Annotated in this window: 13 protein-coding genes and 2 pseudogenes; 6 read left to right on the top strand and 9 right to left on the bottom strand. The window is 73.0% G+C overall.

Annotation, left to right across the window (positions count from 1 at the left end; translation table 11 throughout):
- The first annotated feature begins 5 nt into the window (after positions 1-5).
- On the top strand, positions 6-812 hold the full coding sequence (locus ACE1OA_RS23155) for a DUF3097 domain-containing protein (RefSeq protein WP_386546589.1): 807 nt from the start codon (positions 6-8) through the stop codon (positions 810-812).
- Between the two features lie 67 nt (positions 813-879).
- Here the strand turns inward: ACE1OA_RS23155 and hemW are convergent, their stop codons facing one another.
- The 3 genes from hemW to lepA all read right to left on the bottom strand — a co-directional run bounded on the left by hemW (position 880) and on the right by lepA (position 6,155).
- Positions 880-2,112: a radical SAM family heme chaperone HemW gene (gene hemW / locus ACE1OA_RS23150; protein WP_356598685.1), complete on the bottom strand. Its 1,233-nt coding sequence runs from the start codon at positions 2,110-2,112 to the stop codon at positions 880-882.
- A gap of 56 nt (positions 2,113-2,168) precedes the next feature.
- Positions 2,169-4,043, bottom strand: a complete 1,875-nt coding sequence (locus ACE1OA_RS23145; protein WP_356598687.1) for an AMP-dependent synthetase/ligase — start codon at positions 4,041-4,043, stop codon at positions 2,169-2,171.
- A 246-nt stretch (positions 4,044-4,289) separates the two neighbouring features.
- Entirely contained in the window at positions 4,290-6,155 is a 1,866-nt protein-coding gene (gene lepA / locus ACE1OA_RS23140; RefSeq protein WP_356598689.1) for a translation elongation factor 4, read from the bottom strand.
- 184 nt (positions 6,156-6,339) lie between these two features.
- On the opposite strand from lepA, the gene rpsT reads away from it, so the two are divergent.
- Both rpsT and ACE1OA_RS23130 read left to right on the top strand, forming a co-directional pair.
- On the top strand, positions 6,340-6,606 hold the full coding sequence (gene rpsT, locus ACE1OA_RS23135; protein ID WP_137989361.1) for a 30S ribosomal protein S20: 267 nt from the start codon (positions 6,340-6,342) through the stop codon (positions 6,604-6,606).
- 369 nt (positions 6,607-6,975) lie between these two features.
- A complete protein-coding gene (locus ACE1OA_RS23130) occupies positions 6,976-7,692 on the top strand; it encodes a class I SAM-dependent methyltransferase (protein ID WP_432753302.1) in 717 nt (238 codons plus the stop codon).
- A gap of 206 nt (positions 7,693-7,898) precedes the next feature.
- Here ACE1OA_RS23130 and holA read toward each other — a convergent pair whose 3' ends face one another.
- On the bottom strand, positions 7,899-8,885 hold the full coding sequence (gene holA / locus ACE1OA_RS23125) for a DNA polymerase III subunit delta (protein ID WP_356598694.1): 987 nt from the start codon (positions 8,883-8,885) through the stop codon (positions 7,899-7,901).
- Positions 8,886-8,956: 71 nt separating this feature from the next.
- Here holA and ACE1OA_RS23120 point away from each other — a divergent pair, with 71 nt between their 5' ends.
- Positions 8,957-9,202, top strand: coding sequence for a hypothetical protein (locus tag ACE1OA_RS23120; RefSeq protein ID WP_147977970.1), 246 nt, complete (start codon positions 8,957-8,959; stop codon positions 9,200-9,202).
- A 53-nt stretch (positions 9,203-9,255) separates the two neighbouring features.
- Here the strand turns inward: ACE1OA_RS23120 and ACE1OA_RS23115 are convergent, their stop codons facing one another.
- Positions 9,256-10,056, bottom strand: a complete 801-nt coding sequence (locus ACE1OA_RS23115) for an arylamine N-acetyltransferase family protein (protein ID WP_384870512.1) — start codon at positions 10,054-10,056, stop codon at positions 9,256-9,258.
- Between the two features lie 144 nt (positions 10,057-10,200).
- Between ACE1OA_RS23115 and ACE1OA_RS23110 the strand changes: the two are divergent.
- Positions 10,201-10,344: pseudogene (locus ACE1OA_RS23110) on the top strand (pyridoxamine 5'-phosphate oxidase family protein); the annotation flags it as partial.
- Between the two features lie 174 nt (positions 10,345-10,518).
- Positions 10,519-10,833 (top strand): annotated as a pseudogene (locus ACE1OA_RS23105) (pyridoxamine 5'-phosphate oxidase family protein); the annotation flags it as partial.
- A gap of 13 nt (positions 10,834-10,846) precedes the next feature.
- On the opposite strand, the gene ACE1OA_RS23100 reads toward ACE1OA_RS23105, so the two are convergent.
- The 4 genes from ACE1OA_RS23100 to ACE1OA_RS23085 form a co-directional block, all read right to left on the bottom strand.
- Complete coding sequence (locus ACE1OA_RS23100; RefSeq protein ID WP_432753301.1) at positions 10,847-12,124, bottom strand: MFS transporter; 1,278 nt, start codon at positions 12,122-12,124, stop codon at positions 10,847-10,849.
- Positions 12,121-12,948, bottom strand: coding sequence for a winged helix-turn-helix domain-containing protein (locus ACE1OA_RS23095; RefSeq protein WP_384870516.1), 828 nt, complete (start codon positions 12,946-12,948; stop codon positions 12,121-12,123). The genes ACE1OA_RS23100 and ACE1OA_RS23095 overlap by 4 nt, the downstream gene beginning before the upstream one ends.
- A gap of 47 nt (positions 12,949-12,995) precedes the next feature.
- Positions 12,996-15,482, bottom strand: coding sequence for a ComEC/Rec2 family competence protein (locus tag ACE1OA_RS23090; protein WP_432754090.1), 2,487 nt, complete (start codon positions 15,480-15,482; stop codon positions 12,996-12,998).
- A 68-nt stretch (positions 15,483-15,550) separates the two neighbouring features.
- A complete protein-coding gene (locus tag ACE1OA_RS23085; RefSeq protein ID WP_432753300.1) occupies positions 15,551-16,387 on the bottom strand; it encodes a helix-hairpin-helix domain-containing protein in 837 nt (278 codons plus the stop codon).
- Positions 16,388-16,634: the final 247 nt, after the last annotated feature.

Genomic DNA, 16,634 nt, shown 5'->3' with positions numbered 1-16,634 from the left:
CGCGAATGCGCAGCTACAACCCGGATCTGACGCCCCCTTGGAAGCGATCGGCCCCCGTCCCGGAGGTCCCCGCCGAGCCGGACCTCGTCGTCGAGGAGGTCGCGACGGGGTTCTGCGGGGCGGTGATCCGCTGCGAGGCGGGCACGGTGACCCTGGAGGACCGCTTCGGCAAGCACCGCGTCTTCCCGATGGAACCACGCGGCTTCCTGCTGGAGGGCCGCGTGGTGACGCTGGTCCGGCCGCCCGCGGGGCCGGCGCGTCCCAGCCGGACGGCGTCGGGGTCGATCGCGGTGCCCGGCGCCCGGGCGCGGGTCGCGCGGGCGGGCCGCATCTACGTGGAGGGCCGTCACGACGCCGAGCTCGTCGAGCGGGTCTGGGGCGACGACCTGCGCGTGGAGGGAGTCGTCGTGGAGTACCTGGAGGGCGTCGACGACCTCCCGGCGATCGTCGCGGAGTTCGGGCCGGCGCCCGACGCGCGGCTGGGCGTGCTGGTGGACCACCTGGTCCCCGGGTCGAAGGAGTCCCGCCTGGCCGCGTCGGTCACGGGCGACGACGTGCTGATCGTCGGCCACCCGTACATCGATGTCTGGGAGGCGGTGAAGCCGTCCTCCGTGGGCATCCCGGCGTGGCCGGCGGTTCCGCGCGGGCTGGACTGGAAGACCGGCGTCTGCCGGGCCCTGGGCTGGCCCGAGAACACGGGCGCGGCCTGGCGCCACATCCTGTCGAAGGTCCACAGCTACAAGGACCTGGAACCGGCGCTGCTGGGCCGGGTCGAGGAGCTGATCGACTTCGTGACGGCGCCGGAGGCATAGGGAGACGCCCGGGGGCGGTGGCCGCCGCCCCCGGGCCGCACCTCCCGGGCCCCCGCCCGGACAGGACCTAGTCGACCAGGTCGCGGACCACCGCGTCCGCCAGGAGCCGCCCGCGCAGGGTCAGGGCGGCCCGGCCCGCCTCGTAGGCGTCCGGTGCCAGGAGCCCGTCCGCCAGGGCCTTGCGCGAGGCCGTGAGACCCGCCGGGGCCAGCAGCCCCAGCTCCACGCCCTCCCGCAGCCGGAGCTCCAGCAGGATCCGCTCCACGCGGCGGTCCTCCGCCGTCAGGACCTCCCGGCCCGCGCCGGGCGAGCGCCCCTCGCCCAGGGCCGCCGCGTACGCGCCGGGGTGCTTCACGTTCCACCACCGGACGCCGCCGACGTGGCTGTGCGCGCCCGGACCGGCGCCCCACCAGTCGGCCCCGCGCCAGTACAGCTCGTTGTGCAGGCAGCGGCCCGCCTCGGAGGTGGCCCAGTTGGAGACCTCGTACCAGTCGAAGCCGGCCTCGGCGAAGACGGAGTCGGCGATCAGGTAGCGGTCCGCGTGGACGTCGTCGTCGGTCATCGGCACCTCGCCGCGGCGGATCCGCCGGGCCAGCTGCGTGCCCTCCTCGACGATCAGCGCGTAGGCGCTGACGTGGTCGGGCCCGGCGCCGATCGCCGCGTCGAGCGAGGCCCGCCAGTCGTCGTCGCTCTCGCCGGGGGTGCCGTAGATCAGGTCGAGGTTGACGTGCTCGAAGCCCGCGGCCCGCGCCTCGGCCACGCAGGCCTCGGGCCGGCCGGGGGTGTGGGTCCGGTCGAGGACCTTCAGGACGTGCTGCCGCGCGCTCTGCATGCCGAAGGAGATGCGGTTGAAGCCGCCCGCGCGCAGCTCCGCCAGGTAGGCCGGGTCCACGGACTCCGGGTTGGCCTCGGTGGTCACCTCGGCGTCGTCCGCGAGGCCGAACTCGTCGCGGATCGCGCCGAGCATCCGGACGAGATCGCCGGCGGCGAGCAGCGTGGGTGTGCCGCCGCCCACGAAGACGGTCCGCACCGGACGCGGGTCGTCGCCGAGCACCTTCCGGGCCAGCCGGATCTCCTCGACGACCTGTCCCGCGTAGTTGTCCCGGGAGGCGAGCACCCCGCCGGCACCGCGGAGCTCGCTCGCGGTGTAGGTGTTGAAGTCGCAGTACCCGCAGCGGGTCGCGCAGTAGGGCACGTGCAGGTAGAACCCGAGCGGTCGCGCCCCGGCCCCTTCCAGGGCGTGTGCGGGCAGCGCCCCGTCCTCGGGCATGGGCTCACCATCGGGCAGTACGGAAGGCATGAGCCCATTGTCCCGTACTGCCCGAGGTGAGCCTCCGGCCTGTGGAAAACCCCGGATCAGGCCTCGCGCGCTCCCGCGTACATCTCGTCGATGAGGTGCTGGTAGGTGCGCTCCACGACCGGACGCTTCATCTTGAGGCTCGGGGTGAGCTCGCCGTGCTCGACGTCGAGGTCGCGCGGCAGCAGCCGGAACTTCTTGATCGTCTGCCAGCGCTGGAGGCCCTCGTTGAGGCGCTCGATGTAGCCCTGCACGAGCTTCTCGGTCTCCGGGGAGCCGACGACCTCCGCGTACGTCTTCCCGCCGAGGCCGTTCTCGGCGGCCCAGCCGAGGATGGCGGGCTCGTCGAGCGCGATGAGCGCGGAGCAGTAGTTCCGGTCGGCGCCGAGGACCACGATGTTCGAGACGAACGGGCAGACGGCCTTGAACTGGCCCTCGATCTCCGTCGGGGCGATGTACTTGCCGCCGGAGGTCTTGAAGAGGTCCTTCTTGCGGTCGGTGATCCGCAGGTAGCCGTCGGCGGACAGCTCGCCGATGTCGCCGGTGTGGAACCAGCCGTCCGCCTCCAGGACCTCGGCGGTCTTCTCCGGCAGCCCGTGGTAGCCCTCCATGATGCCGGGGCCGCGCAGCAGGATCTCGCCGTCGTCGGCGATCCGGACCTCGGTGCCGGGCAGCGGCTTGCCGACGGTGCCGGTGCGGTACGCCTCGCCCGGGTTGACGAAGCTGGCCGCGCTGGACTCCGTCAGGCCGTAGCCCTCCAGGATGTGGATGCCGGCGCCGGAGAAGAAGTAGCCGATCTCGGGCGCGAGCGCGACCGAGCCGGAGACGGCGGCGCGCAGCCGGCCGCCGAAGGCCTCGCGCAGCTTCTTGTAGACGAGCGCGTCGGCGACCTTGTGCTTGGCCGTGAGACCGAAGGGCGCGGAGGCGGTGCCGGTGCGGCGGAAGTTGTCCTGGGTGACCTTGGCGTACTCGCGGGACACGCCGGCCGCCCACTGGAAGATCTTGTACTTGGCGCCGCCGCCCTCGCGGGCCTTGGCCGCGACGCCGTTGTAGACCTTCTCGAAGATGCGGGGCACGGCCGCCATGTAGGTCGGCTGGACCACCGGCAGGTTCACGATGATCTTGTCGATCCGGCCGTCGACGGCGGTGACGTGGCCGACCTCGATCTGGCCGGAGGTCAGCACCTTGCCGAAGACGTGCGCGAGCGGCAGCCAGAGGTACTGGACGTCGTCCTGGGTGACCAGGCCGGTGGCGGCGATGGCCTTGGCCATGTACGACCAGTTGTCGTGCGGGAGGCGGACGCCCTTGGGGCGGCCGGTGGTGCCCGACGTGTAGATCAGCGTGGCGAGCTGGTCCGCGGTGATCGCGGCGACCCGCTCCTTGACCGCCTCGGGGTGCTTCTCCAGGTACGCCTTGCCGCGCGCCTCCAGATCGGCGAGCGAGATGACCCAGTCGTCCGTCTCCACGTCCGTGGCGTCCAGGACGACCACGTGGTGCAGGTTCGGCAGTTCGGCGCGGCGCTCGACGGCCTTGGCCACCTGGGCCGCGTCCTCCGCGATCAGGACCCGGGACTCGGAGTCGGAGAGGATGAACGCCGACTCCTCGGCGTTCGTCTGGGGGTAGACCGTGGTGGTGGCGGCGCCCGCGCACATGACGCCGAGGTCGGAGAGGATCCACTCCACCCGGGTGGCGGAGGCGAGCGCGACCCGCTCCTCGGGCTGGACACCCAGGTCGACCAGTCCGGCGGCGATGGCGTAGACGCGCTCGGCGGCCTGTTCCCAGGTGAGCGACTTCCAGTCGTCGGGCCCCTGGCCGGAGGCGGCCGGGACCGGGTAGCGATAGGCCTCCGCATCCGGAGTCCGCGCGACGCGCTCAAGGAAGAGGGTCGCCACGGAGGGCGGCCGGTTCTCGATCTGGGTCAGTGTGTCGCTCACGACGTCCTCCGGGCGGCGGCGGTGCGTTCAGGCGGTGCGTTCTTGGTGTTCTACGCGTTCTAACTGGCGAGTAACCTTCGAGCCGGGATCAGAGTAGATGGCCGAAGACCGCCCGCGTAAGAGCCTGCGGCCCGCCGCTTCATACCCGCTTCATAACGAACGGGCCCCCGCACTGTTCAGTGCGTGAGCCCGTTCGATGCATCAGTCAGCCGATCGGCCGAAGTCCCTCCGGCCGGCCGAGGCGTCCTACTTCTTCTTGCCCGCGGAGTCGTCACTCGACAGGACGGCGATGAACGCCTCCTGCGGGACCTCCACGGAACCGACCATCTTCATCCGCTTCTTGCCTTCCTTCTGCTTCTCCAGCAGCTTCCGCTTACGGGAGATGTCACCGCCGTAGCACTTGGCGAGGACGTCCTTGCGGATGGCGCGGATGGTCTCGCGGGCGATCACCCGGGAGCCGATGGCGGCCTGGATCGGCACCTCGAAGGCCTGCCGCGGGATGAGCTCGCGCAGCTTGGCGACGAGCCGCACGCCGTACGCGTACGCCGCGTCCTTGTGGGTGACGGCGGAGAAGGCGTCGACCTTGTCGCCGTGCAGCAGGATGTCGACCTTGACCAGGCTGGACGCCTGCTCGCCCGTGGGCTCGTAGTCGAGGGAGGCGTAGCCGCGCGTCTTGGACTTCAGCTGGTCGAAGAAGTCGAAGACGATCTCGGCGAGGGGCAGGGTGTAGCGGATCTCCACCCGGTCCTCGGAGAGGTAGTCCATGCCCAGGAGGGTGCCGCGACGGGTCTGGCAGAGCTCCATGATCGCGCCGATGAACTCGCTGGGGGCGAGGATCGTGGCGCGCACGACGGGCTCGAACACGTCGTTGATCTTGCCCTCGGGGAACTCGCTCGGGTTGGTGACCGTGTGCTCGCTCCCGTCCTCCATGACCACGCGGTAGACCACGTTGGGGGCGGTGGCGATCAGGTCGAGGCCGAACTCGCGCTCCAGGCGCTCCCGGATCACGTCCAGGTGCAGCAGGCCGAGGAAGCCGACGCGGAAGCCGAAGCCGAGGGCCGCGGAGGTCTCCGGCTCGTAGACCAGGGCGGCGTCGTTGAGCTGGAGCTTGTCGAGCGCGTCACGCAGGTCCGGGTACTCCGAGCCGTCCAGCGGGTAGAGGCCGGAGAACACCATCGGCTTGGGGTCCTTGTAGCCGCCGAGCGGCTCGGTGGCGCCCTTGCTCAGGGAGGTGATCGTGTCACCGACCTTGGACTGCCGGACGTCCTTCACACCGGTGATGAGGTAGCCGACCTCGCCGACGCCCAGACCGTCGGAGGGCGTCATCTCCGGGGAGGAGACGCCGATCTCCAGCAGCTCGTGGGTGGCGCCGGTGGACATCATCCTGATGCGCTCACGCTTGTTGAGCTGGCCGTCCACCACACGGACGTAGGTCACGACACCGCGGTAGGAGTCGTAGACCGAGTCGAAGATCATCGCGCGGGCGGGGGCGTCGGCGACGCCGACGGGGGCCGGGACGCGCTCCACCACGCGGTCGAGCAGCGCCTCGACGCCCAGACCGGTCTTGGCGGAGACCTTCAGCACGTCCTCGGGCTGGCAGCCGATGAGGTTCGCCAGCTCCTCGGAGAACTTCTCCGGCTGCGCGGCCGGCAGGTCGATCTTGTTCAGCACCGGGACGATGGTGAGGTCGTTCTCCATCGCCAGGTAGAGGTTCGCCAGGGTCTGCGCCTCGATGCCCTGCGCCGCGTCGACCAGGAGGACCGTGCCCTCGCAGGCGGCGAGCGACCGCGAGACCTCGTAGGTGAAGTCGACGTGCCCGGGGGTGTCGATCATGTTCAGGATGTGGGTCTTCCCCTGGCCCTCGCCCTCCGTGGGCGCCCAGGGAAGACGGACGGCCTGGGACTTGATCGTGATGCCGCGCTCGCGCTCGATGTCCATCCGGTCGAGGTACTGGGCGCGCATCTGCCGCTGGTCGACCACTCCGGTCAGCTGGAGCATCCGGTCGGCAAGGGTCGACTTGCCGTGGTCGATGTGCGCGATGATGCAGAAGTTGCGGATCAGAGCCGGGTCGGTACGGCTCGGCTCGGGCACGTTGGTAGGAGTCGCGGGCACGCAGGGTCTCGTCTCGGGGCGATGTCGGATCGATACGTAGGCTCCATGGTCCCACGACTGGGATGCGACGCTCGGTTTGGGCGGGCCGGAGGGCTGCTGATACCGTGGACAGCTGTGTCTCGTATGCCCTCTCAGCTACGGGTCACCCTCTCAGAAACAACATCGAACCTGAAAAGGCTCTTTCGTGGCGAACATCAAGTCCCAGATCAAGCGGAACAAGACGAACGAGAAGGCGCGCCTGCGCAACAAGGCCGTCAAGTCCTCGCTCAAGACCGCGATCCGCAAGGCCCGCGAGGCCGTCGCCGCGGGTGACGTCGAGAAGGCCGTCGTGGCCTCTCGCGCCGCCTCCCGCGCGCTCGACAAGGCTGTCTCGAAGGGCGTCATCCACAAGAACGCCGCCGCCAACAAGAAGTCGGCGCTGGCCACCAAGGTTGCCGCCCTCCAGGGCTGAGCTCTGATGTAACCGCCGGACGGGAATCAGCGGGCCCTCTCTCCCGCTCCCACCCGGCAACCCGGACTCGTGCGCGATACGCGTTCGCCACGCGTGCACGGGCCCACCGTCTTCACACCGAAGGCCCCGCGTCCTCCTTCCCCAGGAGGAGCGGGGCCTTCGGTGCGTTCGGGCCCGGACGGCCCGGCGCCCGGCGTTTTTGCCGTTTCCTCAAAGAAAATCGCCTCCTCGCCGCCAGTGGGTCAGGGTGACCCGCGGACGGTCCCGGCGGGACCGTCCGCCCCGTCCCGTCCACGCGGACCGGTTCCGCCTCGCGCCGCCCAGCAGTCCGGGCAGCCGGCCGCCACCCGTCCGCCACGAGGAGCCGCCATGTCTTCCGTACCGCCCCCGTCCTCCGTCCCGTCTTCGTCCACCGCGCCGTCCCCGTCCTCCGCGCCGTGCGGGTCGGGCGCGCCGGCGCAGACCACCGACCCCCGTGCGTTCTGGGAGGAGCGCTACCGGGGCAGCGACCGCGTCTGGAGCGGCCGGCCCAACCCGCTGCTGGTGCGTGAGGTGGCCGCGCTGCGCCCGGGTACCGCGCTGGACCTGGGGTGCGGCGAGGGCGCCGACGCCGTATGGCTGGCGGAGCAGGGCTGGCGGGTCACCGGCGTGGACATCTCCGCCACGGCTCTCGCGCGCGCCGCCGAGCACGCCGAGCGGGAGGGCGTGGGCGAGCGTGTCTCCTGGGAGCGCCACGAACTCGGCGCGACCTTCCCCGAGGGCACGTTCGACCTGGTCAGCGCCCAGTTCCTGCAGTCGCCGGTCGCCCTGGACCAGGACGGCGTCCTGCGGCGGGCGGCCGCGGCGGTGGCCCCGGGCGGACACCTCCTCGTGGTCATGCACGGGGGCTGGCCGTCCTGGCACGGCCCGGACGACCACCCGGCCGGCGTCGTCTTCCCGACGCTGCGGGGCGTGCTGGACGTGCTCGACCTGCCGTCCGGGTGGAGCGTCGAGACGCTGGACGGAGTGGAAAGCGCCACCCCGTCCCCCGAGGGCGCGCCGGGCACCCGCGTGGACAACGTCTGGCGCCTTCACCGGGGCGTGTGACGCCGCAGCGGATCAGTTGCGGGGCCGCCCGTGCGCCCGCGGCGTGCGGGGCCGGCCGGCGCACCCGGCCGGCGGGCGCGCCCGTACGCCTGGGCCCGGTCGGGAGGCGGGGCCGGATCGTGACGGAGACCGGTGAGGCACGGGGGTGGCCCGGCGGCCGCGGGCCCGGCACCGAGCGCGTGACGGGCCGCGGGCCCGTCACCTCGCTAGCGGCGCAGTCTCGCCGCCCTGGCCACCGCGACGACCGCCTTCTCCAGCGCGTACTCCGGGTCGTCTCCCCCGCCCTTGACGCCGGCGTCGGCCTCCGCCACCGCCCGCAGCGCGAGCGACACCCCGTCCGGTGTCCAGCCCCTCATCTGCTGCCGGACCCGGTCGATCTTCCACGGCGGCATGCCGAGCTCCCGCGCCAGGTCCGCCGGCCGGCCGCCGCGCGCCGACGAGAGCTTGCCGATCGCCCGGACGCCCTGGGCCAGCGCGCTGGTGATGAGCACCGCCGGAACACCCGTGGAGAGCGACCAGCGCAGCGCCTCCAGCGCCTCCGCCGCCCGCCCCTCGACGGCGCGGTCCGCGACGTTGAACGACGACGCCTCGGCCCGCCCCGTGTAGTACCGCCCGACGATGGCCTCGTCGATCGTGCCCTCGACGTCCGCGGTCAGCTGGGACGCCGCAGACGCCAGCTCCCGCAGGTCGCTTCCGATCGCGTCGACCAGTGCCTGGCACGCCTCCGGGGTGGCGGACCGTCCCAGCGTCCGGAACTCCTGCCGCACGAACGTCAGGCGTTCCGCCGGCTTCGTCGTCTTCGGGCAGGCCACCTCGCGGGCGCCGGCCTTGCGCGCCGCGTCGAGCAGACCCTTGCCCTTGACGCCGCCCGCGTGGAGCAGCACGAGCGTGATCTCCTCGAAGGGCGCGTCGAGGTAGGCCTTGATCTCCTTGATCGTGTCCGCGGACAGGTCCTGGGCGTTCCGGACGACCAGGACCTTGCGCTCGGCGAAGAGCGAGGGGCTGGTCAGTTCGGCCAGGGTGCCCGGCTGCAGCTGCTCGGGGCCGAGGTCGCGCACGTCCGTGTCGGCGTCGGCGGCCCGCGCGGCCGCCACCACCTGCTGGACCGCGCGGTCGAGGAGGAGGTCCTCCTGGCCCACGGCGAGCGTCACGGGGGCGAGGAGGTCGTCGGTGGAATTCTTCCTGGGTGCCATCGCGTCCCAGCATCCCACGGGCCGCTGACACCCCCGGCCGGACCGATGCCCCGGTGCCGGAGAATGTCCCCGTGAGCGATGTGAGACACGTACTGGTGCTGCCCGACCGTGATGCCGCGGAGGAGGTCGCCGAGGAGCTGCCCGACCGCTTCGGCCTCGCCGAGGAGCCGCAGTTGGTCCGGGACGCCCTGGCGGGCGAGGACGACGCCGAGGACGCCCAGTGGCTGGTCGTGGTGGAGGACCCGGACGCCCGCCTGGACGCGGCGGCGCTCGACGCGCTGGCCGCGGAGTACGAGGGCTGGCTGGAGGCCCCCTGACGCCGGCCGTCCACCGGACTCGGACCCTGCGTCCCGGCCCTTCCGGACAGGACCTAAGCGTGCGCGCGGATCACCGGCAGCTCGTCGAGCACGACGCCGAACAGGTCCCGGTACGCGGCCCTCACCTCGTCGTCCGTCTCCAGCAGCCGCTCGTCCCGCTGCTCGCCCACCGTGGTCACCAGCTTGTGGCCGCTGAGCGTGATCCGGCCCTCCTCCGTGAGACGGGAGCAGATGAGGGAGCGCGGGAAGTGGGACTCCGGCGAGGTGCGGTGGTACCAGGCGCCCGCCGTGAAGTCGGCGAGCTCGCGCGGCCGCGTTTCGAGGCGGTACTGCGGTCGGCCGTCCCGCAGCACGTCGAGGTCTCCGTCCGCGGTGGGCGCGATACGGAAGACGCCCCCCGGATCCCGCTGCTCCTCGCGCTCGTCGAGGGCCAGCGGGAAGTGGCTGTGGTTGCCGAACCCCACGTCGGCGAGCCACCGCCCCTCGTCCCGCGTCTCCACCAGCAGCGCCATGTGGTCGTACGGGATGCCGAGGCGCCCCTCCTTGCCGAAGCAACGCCCCTGGAGGAGGGCGACGCGGAAGCCGAGCGCACGCAGGAGCGCGGCGAACGTGGCGTTGACCTCGTAGCAGAACCCGCCCCGCCGGGCGGCGACGACCTTGTCCAGGAGAGCCTTCTCGTCCAGCACGATGTTCTCGCCGAGATGGATCGAGAGGTTCTCGAAGGGGACGCTCCGCAGATGCCGCAGGTGGAGTTCGCGCAGCGCGGCGGCGTCGGGCCGAGCGGGGCGGGTGGCCCCGATGCGCTCCAGGTAGGCGTCGGTGTCCGGTCGTTCGGCGGTGGCGGAACTGGTCATGCCCGCAGTCTGCCGGGCCCCCCGACGAACCGCCATGCGGCTTCGGTCGTAGGCCCAACCGCCGTGCCGGGGGCGGGATTTTGCCGACAGGACCTAGGACCGTGGGCCGAGGTGGTCGACCGCGAGCCTGGCTACGGTGCGGCCATGACCGATCACGAACCGCCGCGCTCCCGTTCGCGACGCAAGCAGGACGTGCTGGCCCGGCTGGAGCACGACGAGGACCTCTGGGTGGCGACCGCGTCGGCGGACGGCGAGCCCTGTCTCGTCCCGCTGTCCTTCGTGTGGGACACCACCGGCGACTCCCGGGCCCGCGACGGACACTTCGCCGCGAACACCGGCGCCGACGCGGACGCGGACACTGGCAGTGGCAGTGGCAGTGGCAGTGGCAGTGGCAGTGGCACTGGCACGAGCACTGACGCGGGTGCGGGTGCGGGTGCGGGCACGGAGACAGGGACGGCACCCGACCGGGGCACCGTGCTGCTGTGCACCCGCCGGACCAATCCCACCGCCCGCAATCTCACACCGGGCGGCAGGGTCCGGCTCAGTCTGGGGCACACCCGCGACGTCGTGCTCGTGGACGGGACGGCCGAGGTGGTCGAGGGCCATCGCCTGCCGACCGCCTCGGCCGACGCGTTCGCGGCGAAACTGGCCTGGGATCCCCGCGACCGGCCCGCCTGGGTCTACCTTCGCGTGACACCCAGGACGATGAAGGCGTGGCGCGAGGAGAACGAGCTGGCCGAGCGCGAACTGATGCGTGACGGCGTCTGGCTCGTATGAGGTGAGCCGCCGCTCAGGCCGACGTCGGCTCCTCCACCTGGGCCGGATTCACCGCCGGCGCGGGCAGTTCGCGAACGCGGGGAAGCGGGGACGGCAGCAGCCAGAACACGCTGAGCACGGCACCGGCGGTGGCGATCCACAGGGTCGGGCGCAGCCCCAGCGCCGTGCCGAGGAGACCGCCGACGAGTGCGCCGAGCGGGCGGAATCCGTGGTTCAGGGTGCGGTAGGCGCCCATCACCCGGGCCCGGACGGCGTCGGGTATCAGCGCCATCTGGAAGGAGCCCGCGGCGATGTCGACGACCATGACCGCCGCGCAGGAGAGGAACTCGGCGACGAACAGCAGGATGACGACCAGAAGCGTCGGCCCCTCGGCCAGCGGGATCAGCAGCAGGGGCAGGGTGAAGCCGAGGAAGCCGGCGACGATGGAGCGGCCTATCCCGAAGCGCCGTACGACCGCTCCACTGCACGCGGCCCCGATCAGGCCACCGACGGCTCCCGCGCCGAGCACTGCGCCGAGAACACCGGGGCTCAGCCCGAGTTCGGTCGTCGCGTACAGCACGAACAGCGTGTGGAACATGTAGTTGAAGAACTGGATCGTCCCGGACGCGGCGAACAGCGCCCGCATCGAGGCGTTGCGCACGACCCAGCGCAGCCCCTCGGTGAAGTGGCCCTTGGCGACCGGCGACGGCGGGGGTTCCACCGGGTCGATCCGGCAGAGGTAGCCGGCCGACACGAGGTAGGTGAGGGCGTCGGCGAGCAGGGCGAAGGGCGCGGTGAGGACCTGGACCAGCACGCCTCCCACCCCGGGCCCCGCGAGCCAGGCCATCGAACGGCTGCCGTTGACGAGCGAGTTCGCCTGGACGTAACGCCCGGTGGGGACCAGTGCGACGAACAGCGTGGTGTTGCAGACCTCGAAGAGCACGGTCAGCGCGCCGACCCCGAACGCCACCAGGTAGAGCTGACCGAGGGTGAGGGCGTCGAGGAGGTACGCGGCCGGAAGCGTCAACAGCAGTACGGCCCGGCCGAGGTCGGCGGCGATCATCGCGCGCCGTCGCCGCGCCTGCCGGTCGGACCAGGCACCGAGGGGCATGTTGAGGAGGAGCGCGGGCAGCAGTTCGGCGGTCTTGAGCCAGCCCATCTCGGCGGCGTCGGCACCGAGGACGAGCACCGCGGCGAGCGGGATCGCGATGAGCGAGATCTGGTCCCCCACGAGGGACACGGTCTGGCCGGCCCAGTAACGCCGGAAGCTGCGCTCGCGCAGGAGTTCGGGTATACGCCCGGCCAGTCTCATCTCTCCCCCTCGTCGATGCCACCGGTCGTGCCGGTGTCGTCGATGTTCGTGTCGACGATGTTCGTGTCGTCGTTGTCCGTGTCGACGCCGTCGGTCGCGCCCGTGTCGTCGTCGGTCGTGTCGCCACCGTCGGCCGCGCTGGTCTCGTCGGTCACGTCCGCCGCGTCGACTTCGTCGGCCGCACCGTTCGCCGCGCTCTCCAGGCCGGTCTCGTCCGGGAGTTCGCGGTCCAGGTAGGCGATCCGCAGGATGCTCACCGGCCGGGCGCCGTCGGGCCGCAGCGACGGGTCGGATCCGCGCGCCTCGTAGGGCAGCAGCAGCTCCTCGACCCGCCGGCCGAAGTCCGCGAGCTCGGCCGGCGTGAGGTACAGCAGGGAGTCGCCGAACTGCTCGGCCTCCCGCCATTCCCGCGGCAGCCCGCTCCGGTCTTTCATGGCCTCCAGGACCCGTGCGAAGTACCGCTCGGCGGCCGCCGCGGTCAACGCGTCCGCCGCTTGCGCGACGGCCGCGTCCTCACTGGCTCCGGGCCAGTCCGTGTACAGGGCTGTGGCCCGCCACGGCTTCTCCCTCCCCCGGCCGCCCGGCGCCTCCTCCACCAGCCCGTACTTCGCGAGTATCCGCAGGTGGTACGAGCAGCTGGCCACCGATTCCCCGGTCAGCTCGGCGGCCCGGGTCGCCGTGAACGGCCCACTCCGCCGCAGCAGCCCCACCAGGGTCATCCGCGTCGGGTGGGCGTAGGCGCGCAGGGCCCGGGGGTCGGTGAGATGGATGCTGCGGGGCTGCTCGTCGCCCGGGGGCGCGGCTGCGGGCTCGTTCTCCGGCATGATGTAAAGCTATCTTTAGAAAGACTTCTTTACAAGAAGATCTCCCCTCACTCGGCTCCTCTCGGCACGGCGCGCAGTTCCCGGCCCGCCCCCACGACCGCGACGGCCCCGTCCCGATCCGTTCTGAGCACCTCCGCACCTCCCGCGCGCAGCGCCCCGACGGTCCGTGGCGAGGGATGGCCGTACGGGTTGTCGCGCCCGGTCGAGACCAGCGCCAGCCTCGGCCGCACCGCCCGTATCAGCCCGGGGTCCTGGTAGGGGGAGCCATGGTGGGCGACCTTGAGGACATCCACCGGCGCAAGCGCCGGGTGGGCACGCAACAGGCCCTGCTGGGCGGGTGGTTCGAGGTCGCCCAGCAGGAGCAGGCTCAGCCCTCCCACGGTCCGGACGAGCAGGGTGACGCTCGCGTCGTTCGGTTCGGACTCCTCCGGTCCCCTCCCCGCGAACCGCTCCCGGGGCCAGAGCACGTGCCACTCCAGCGGCCCGAGGCGCCGCCGCTCCCCGGCCACGGCCCGGACCACCGGAACCCCGGCCGCCGAGGCCGTCCGGTGCACGAACGCCGCCTGTCCTGCCGGTTCTTCGAGCCCCGTGGTCTGGACGGCGCCGACCGACCGGCCACGCAGCACCCCGGGCAGTCCGGCGACGTGGTCCGCGTGGAAGTGCGTGAGCACCAGCAACGGGATCCGGCGTACCCCGAGTTCGCCCAGACAGCGGTCCACCAGCGCCGGATCCGGTCCGGCGTCGACCACGACAGCCGTGTCCCCGCCCGCCGCCAGCACCGTCGCGTCCCCCTGCCCGACCTGGCACATCGCGAACACCCAGCCCGGCGGCGGCCAACCGGTGGCCAGCCGCGCCAGCGGCGCCGGACGCACGACGACGAGGAACAGCAACACCGCGCAGCAGGCGGCGATCCCGCGCCGGTACGGCACCTTCCTGGCGGCTGGCACCGCCACCCCAAAGATCCCCGCCAGCAGCAGTCCGCCCCACCAGCCGCCGGGCCAGGCCGCCTCCGCCCCCGGCAGCGCCGCACCCCACCGGGCCACTCCCGCGATCCACTCGACGGGCCAGGCCGCGATCCGCGCCACCCATGCGGCGGCCGAGGGCGCGACCGGTGCCAGGGCGAGAACGGTGAAGCCGAGCACCGTGGCCGGCGCGACGGCCGGCTCGGCGAGCAGGTTGGCGGGGATGGCGACCAGGCTGACCCGGGCGGCGAACACCGCCACCACCGGAGCGCAGACCGCCTGGGCCGCCAGGGCAGCGGCGACCGCCTCGGCGAGCCGGTCCGGTACCCGGCGCCGCCTCAGCGCCCCGCTCCAGCGCGGCGCGAGCGTGAGCAGCGCTCCGGTGGCCAGGACGGAGAGCAGGAAGCCGTAACTCCGCGCCAGCCACGGGTCGTACAGCACCAGCGCCATCACCGCCGCGGCCAGTGCCGGGATCATCGACCTGCGGCGGCCGGTCGCGATGGCCAGCAGGGCGACGAGACCACAGGCCGCGGCCCGAAGGACGCTGGGATCGGGCCGGCACACGACGACGAAGGCCATCGTCAGGCCGCCCCCGGCGAGCGCGGTGGACCGCAGGGGGATGCCGAGCCGGGGCGCGAGCCCTCCGCGTTCGGCCCGAAGGGCGGTCCCCGGCCGCCCGACGAGAAGCAGCAGAACGACGGTGAGGTTCGAGCCCGACACCGCCAGCAGGTGGGTGAGGTCGGTGGCCTCGAAGGCCTCGGCGAGATCGGGCCCGATCCGGGCGGTGTCCCCGACGACCAGCCCCGGCAGCAACGCCCGCGCGTCCGGGGACAGTCCGTCGGTCGCCCGTCGCAGGCCGGCCCGGAGCTCCCCCGCGGTGCGTTGCGGGACGCTCGGCGGCCCGGTGATCCGCGGCGGCCCCGTGGCGTCGACCCGCATCACCGCGGCGAACGGTTCGCCGGAGCGTAGTGGGGGTGCCAGCCGCGCCTGGATCCGCAGGCGGGTCGACGGCAGCACCCTCAGCCACTCCCGCTGCCCCTTCCCCGCGGGCACGACCAACAGCACAGGCGTCCTGGCGTGGTGGACCGAGCCGTCGGCCGGCTCGATCCGCGTCACCTCGGCCCTCGCGACGACGGAGACGGGTGCCGTCCGGTCGCCGCGGACCCGGGGACGGGTGAGCCGTGGATCGGACAGGATCGTCACCTCCGCAGCGGCTCGGGCGTGTCTCTCCGCGAGTCCCGGCACCGGGCCGCGCCGCAGGTCCGCGGCGTGCAGACCGCCCGACGCGGCGCCGGCCGCCGCACAGAGCAGGACCGCCGCCCCCGCCGTCGCCGTGAGTCCCCACCCCGGTCCGCCGGGCCCTGCCACCACCGGGATCAGCAGCAGGGCCGCGCCGCCCACACAGACCAGCACGCCCGCGACCGTCCACCAACCCGGGACGCCCACGGCGACCGCCGCCGCCCCCCAGGCGGCCAACGCCGGCGGCACGAGCCGAAGGTCGGCAGGTCCTTCCACGTGGCCGTCGCGCGCGTCGTCCCGCCCTTCTCCCCCGTCGTCGCAGGTCCCGTCCAGCCCGTCGGCACGAGCACGATCACGATCACGATCACGAGAACGGCGCTCACGGACCGCGCCGGCCGCGTTCACGGCCGCACCAGCGGTGCGAGATCCGCGAACCGGCGTTCGCCGATGCCGTTGACCTCGCGCAGTTCGGCGACCGTCCGGAAGCCCCCGTGCTCCGTGCGGTGGTCGACGATGTGCCGTGCGAGCACCGGGCCCACCCCGGGCAGGGCGTCGAGCTGCTCGACGGTGGCCGCGTTGAGACTCAGGGGAGCCGCCCGCGCCCCGGCGACACCGCCGGCCGGGCCCAGGCCCGAGCCGATGCCCGAGCCGGGACTCCCGCCGGGAAGCGCCGCCGCCGGCAGGCCGACCACGACCTGCTCCCCGTCCATGAGCACCCGGGCCCGGTTGAGGCCGGTGAGGTCGGCGCCCGGCCGTACCCCGCCGGCCGCCCTCAGCGCGTCCGCGACCCGTGACCCGGCCGGCAGGGTCAGCACCCCCGGCCGTCGCACCTTGCCGTTCACGTCGACGACGACCGCCGCCGACGGTGCCCCCGTCACGGGCCCGGCGGGACCCTCCAGGGCCATCGGGACGGCCGGAGCCGCCGTCGACCCCCCACCCCCGGGAGACGACACCGCACGCACGATCTCCGGAGCGCGCACGGCCTCCGGCCGGCCGGTCCAGAAGTACCGTCCGGCCACCCCGGCCGCCACGACCAGGATCACGGTCAGCGCGGCCAGCGTCCTCGGTTCGAGTCCGCAGCGCACCTGCGCCCACACCGGTAACCGCTCGCGCAGCGCGAGAGCGAGCCGCTCGCCCAGCGTGGGTCCCGCGCGCTCCTCCCGGGTCCCTCGGGGCGTGTCCGTCTCCGGTCCGCCCCGGTCCACCGGCGGTTCGTCCGCGCCGTCTCCGGCGGTCACGGGAAGCGGGACACCGGAGGCCGGAGGGAAGAGCGCCTCCCCACGGCGCCTCGTGGCGGCGCCGCCCGCCGGCACCGGGGGTCGGGTGCGGGTCCCGCGCCGGACCCGCTCAGGAGGCGAGCCGCGCCCGCCGGAGCGGGCGCGCCCGTCCGATCCCGGTGCGCGTCCCGGGCCGCTGGTCGCTGCTGTCGTCGTGCCTGCGATACGTGTACGAAGTGCCATGCGTCAGACGGTAGGGAGATCACCG

This window comes from Streptomyces sp. JL2001 (genome assembly GCF_050917515.1).
Lineage (GTDB): Bacteria > Actinomycetota > Actinomycetes > Streptomycetales > Streptomycetaceae > Streptomyces.
Note: the sequence above shows the minus strand (reverse complement) of the source record. Positions and strands in the feature narration are given on the sequence as shown.

Coding starts and splice junctions, on each gene's coding strand:
- hemW (WP_356598685.1), bottom strand. CDS start 2,112: ATGCCTTCCGTACTGCCCGATGGTGAGCCCATGCCCGAGGACGGGGCG.
- ACE1OA_RS23100 (WP_432753301.1), bottom strand. CDS start 12,124: ATGAGACTGGCCGGGCGTATACCCGAACTCCTGCGCGAGCGCAGCTTC.
- ACE1OA_RS23130 (WP_432753302.1), top strand. CDS start 6,976: ATGTCTTCCGTACCGCCCCCGTCCTCCGTCCCGTCTTCGTCCACCGCG.
- ACE1OA_RS23115 (WP_384870512.1), bottom strand. CDS start 10,056: ATGACCAGTTCCGCCACCGCCGAACGACCGGACACCGACGCCTACCTG.
- ACE1OA_RS23155 (WP_386546589.1), top strand. CDS start 6: ATGCGCAGCTACAACCCGGATCTGACGCCCCCTTGGAAGCGATCGGCC.
- holA (WP_356598694.1), bottom strand. CDS start 8,885: ATGGCACCCAGGAAGAATTCCACCGACGACCTCCTCGCCCCCGTGACG.
- ACE1OA_RS23095 (WP_384870516.1), bottom strand. CDS start 12,948: ATGCCGGAGAACGAGCCCGCAGCCGCGCCCCCGGGCGACGAGCAGCCC.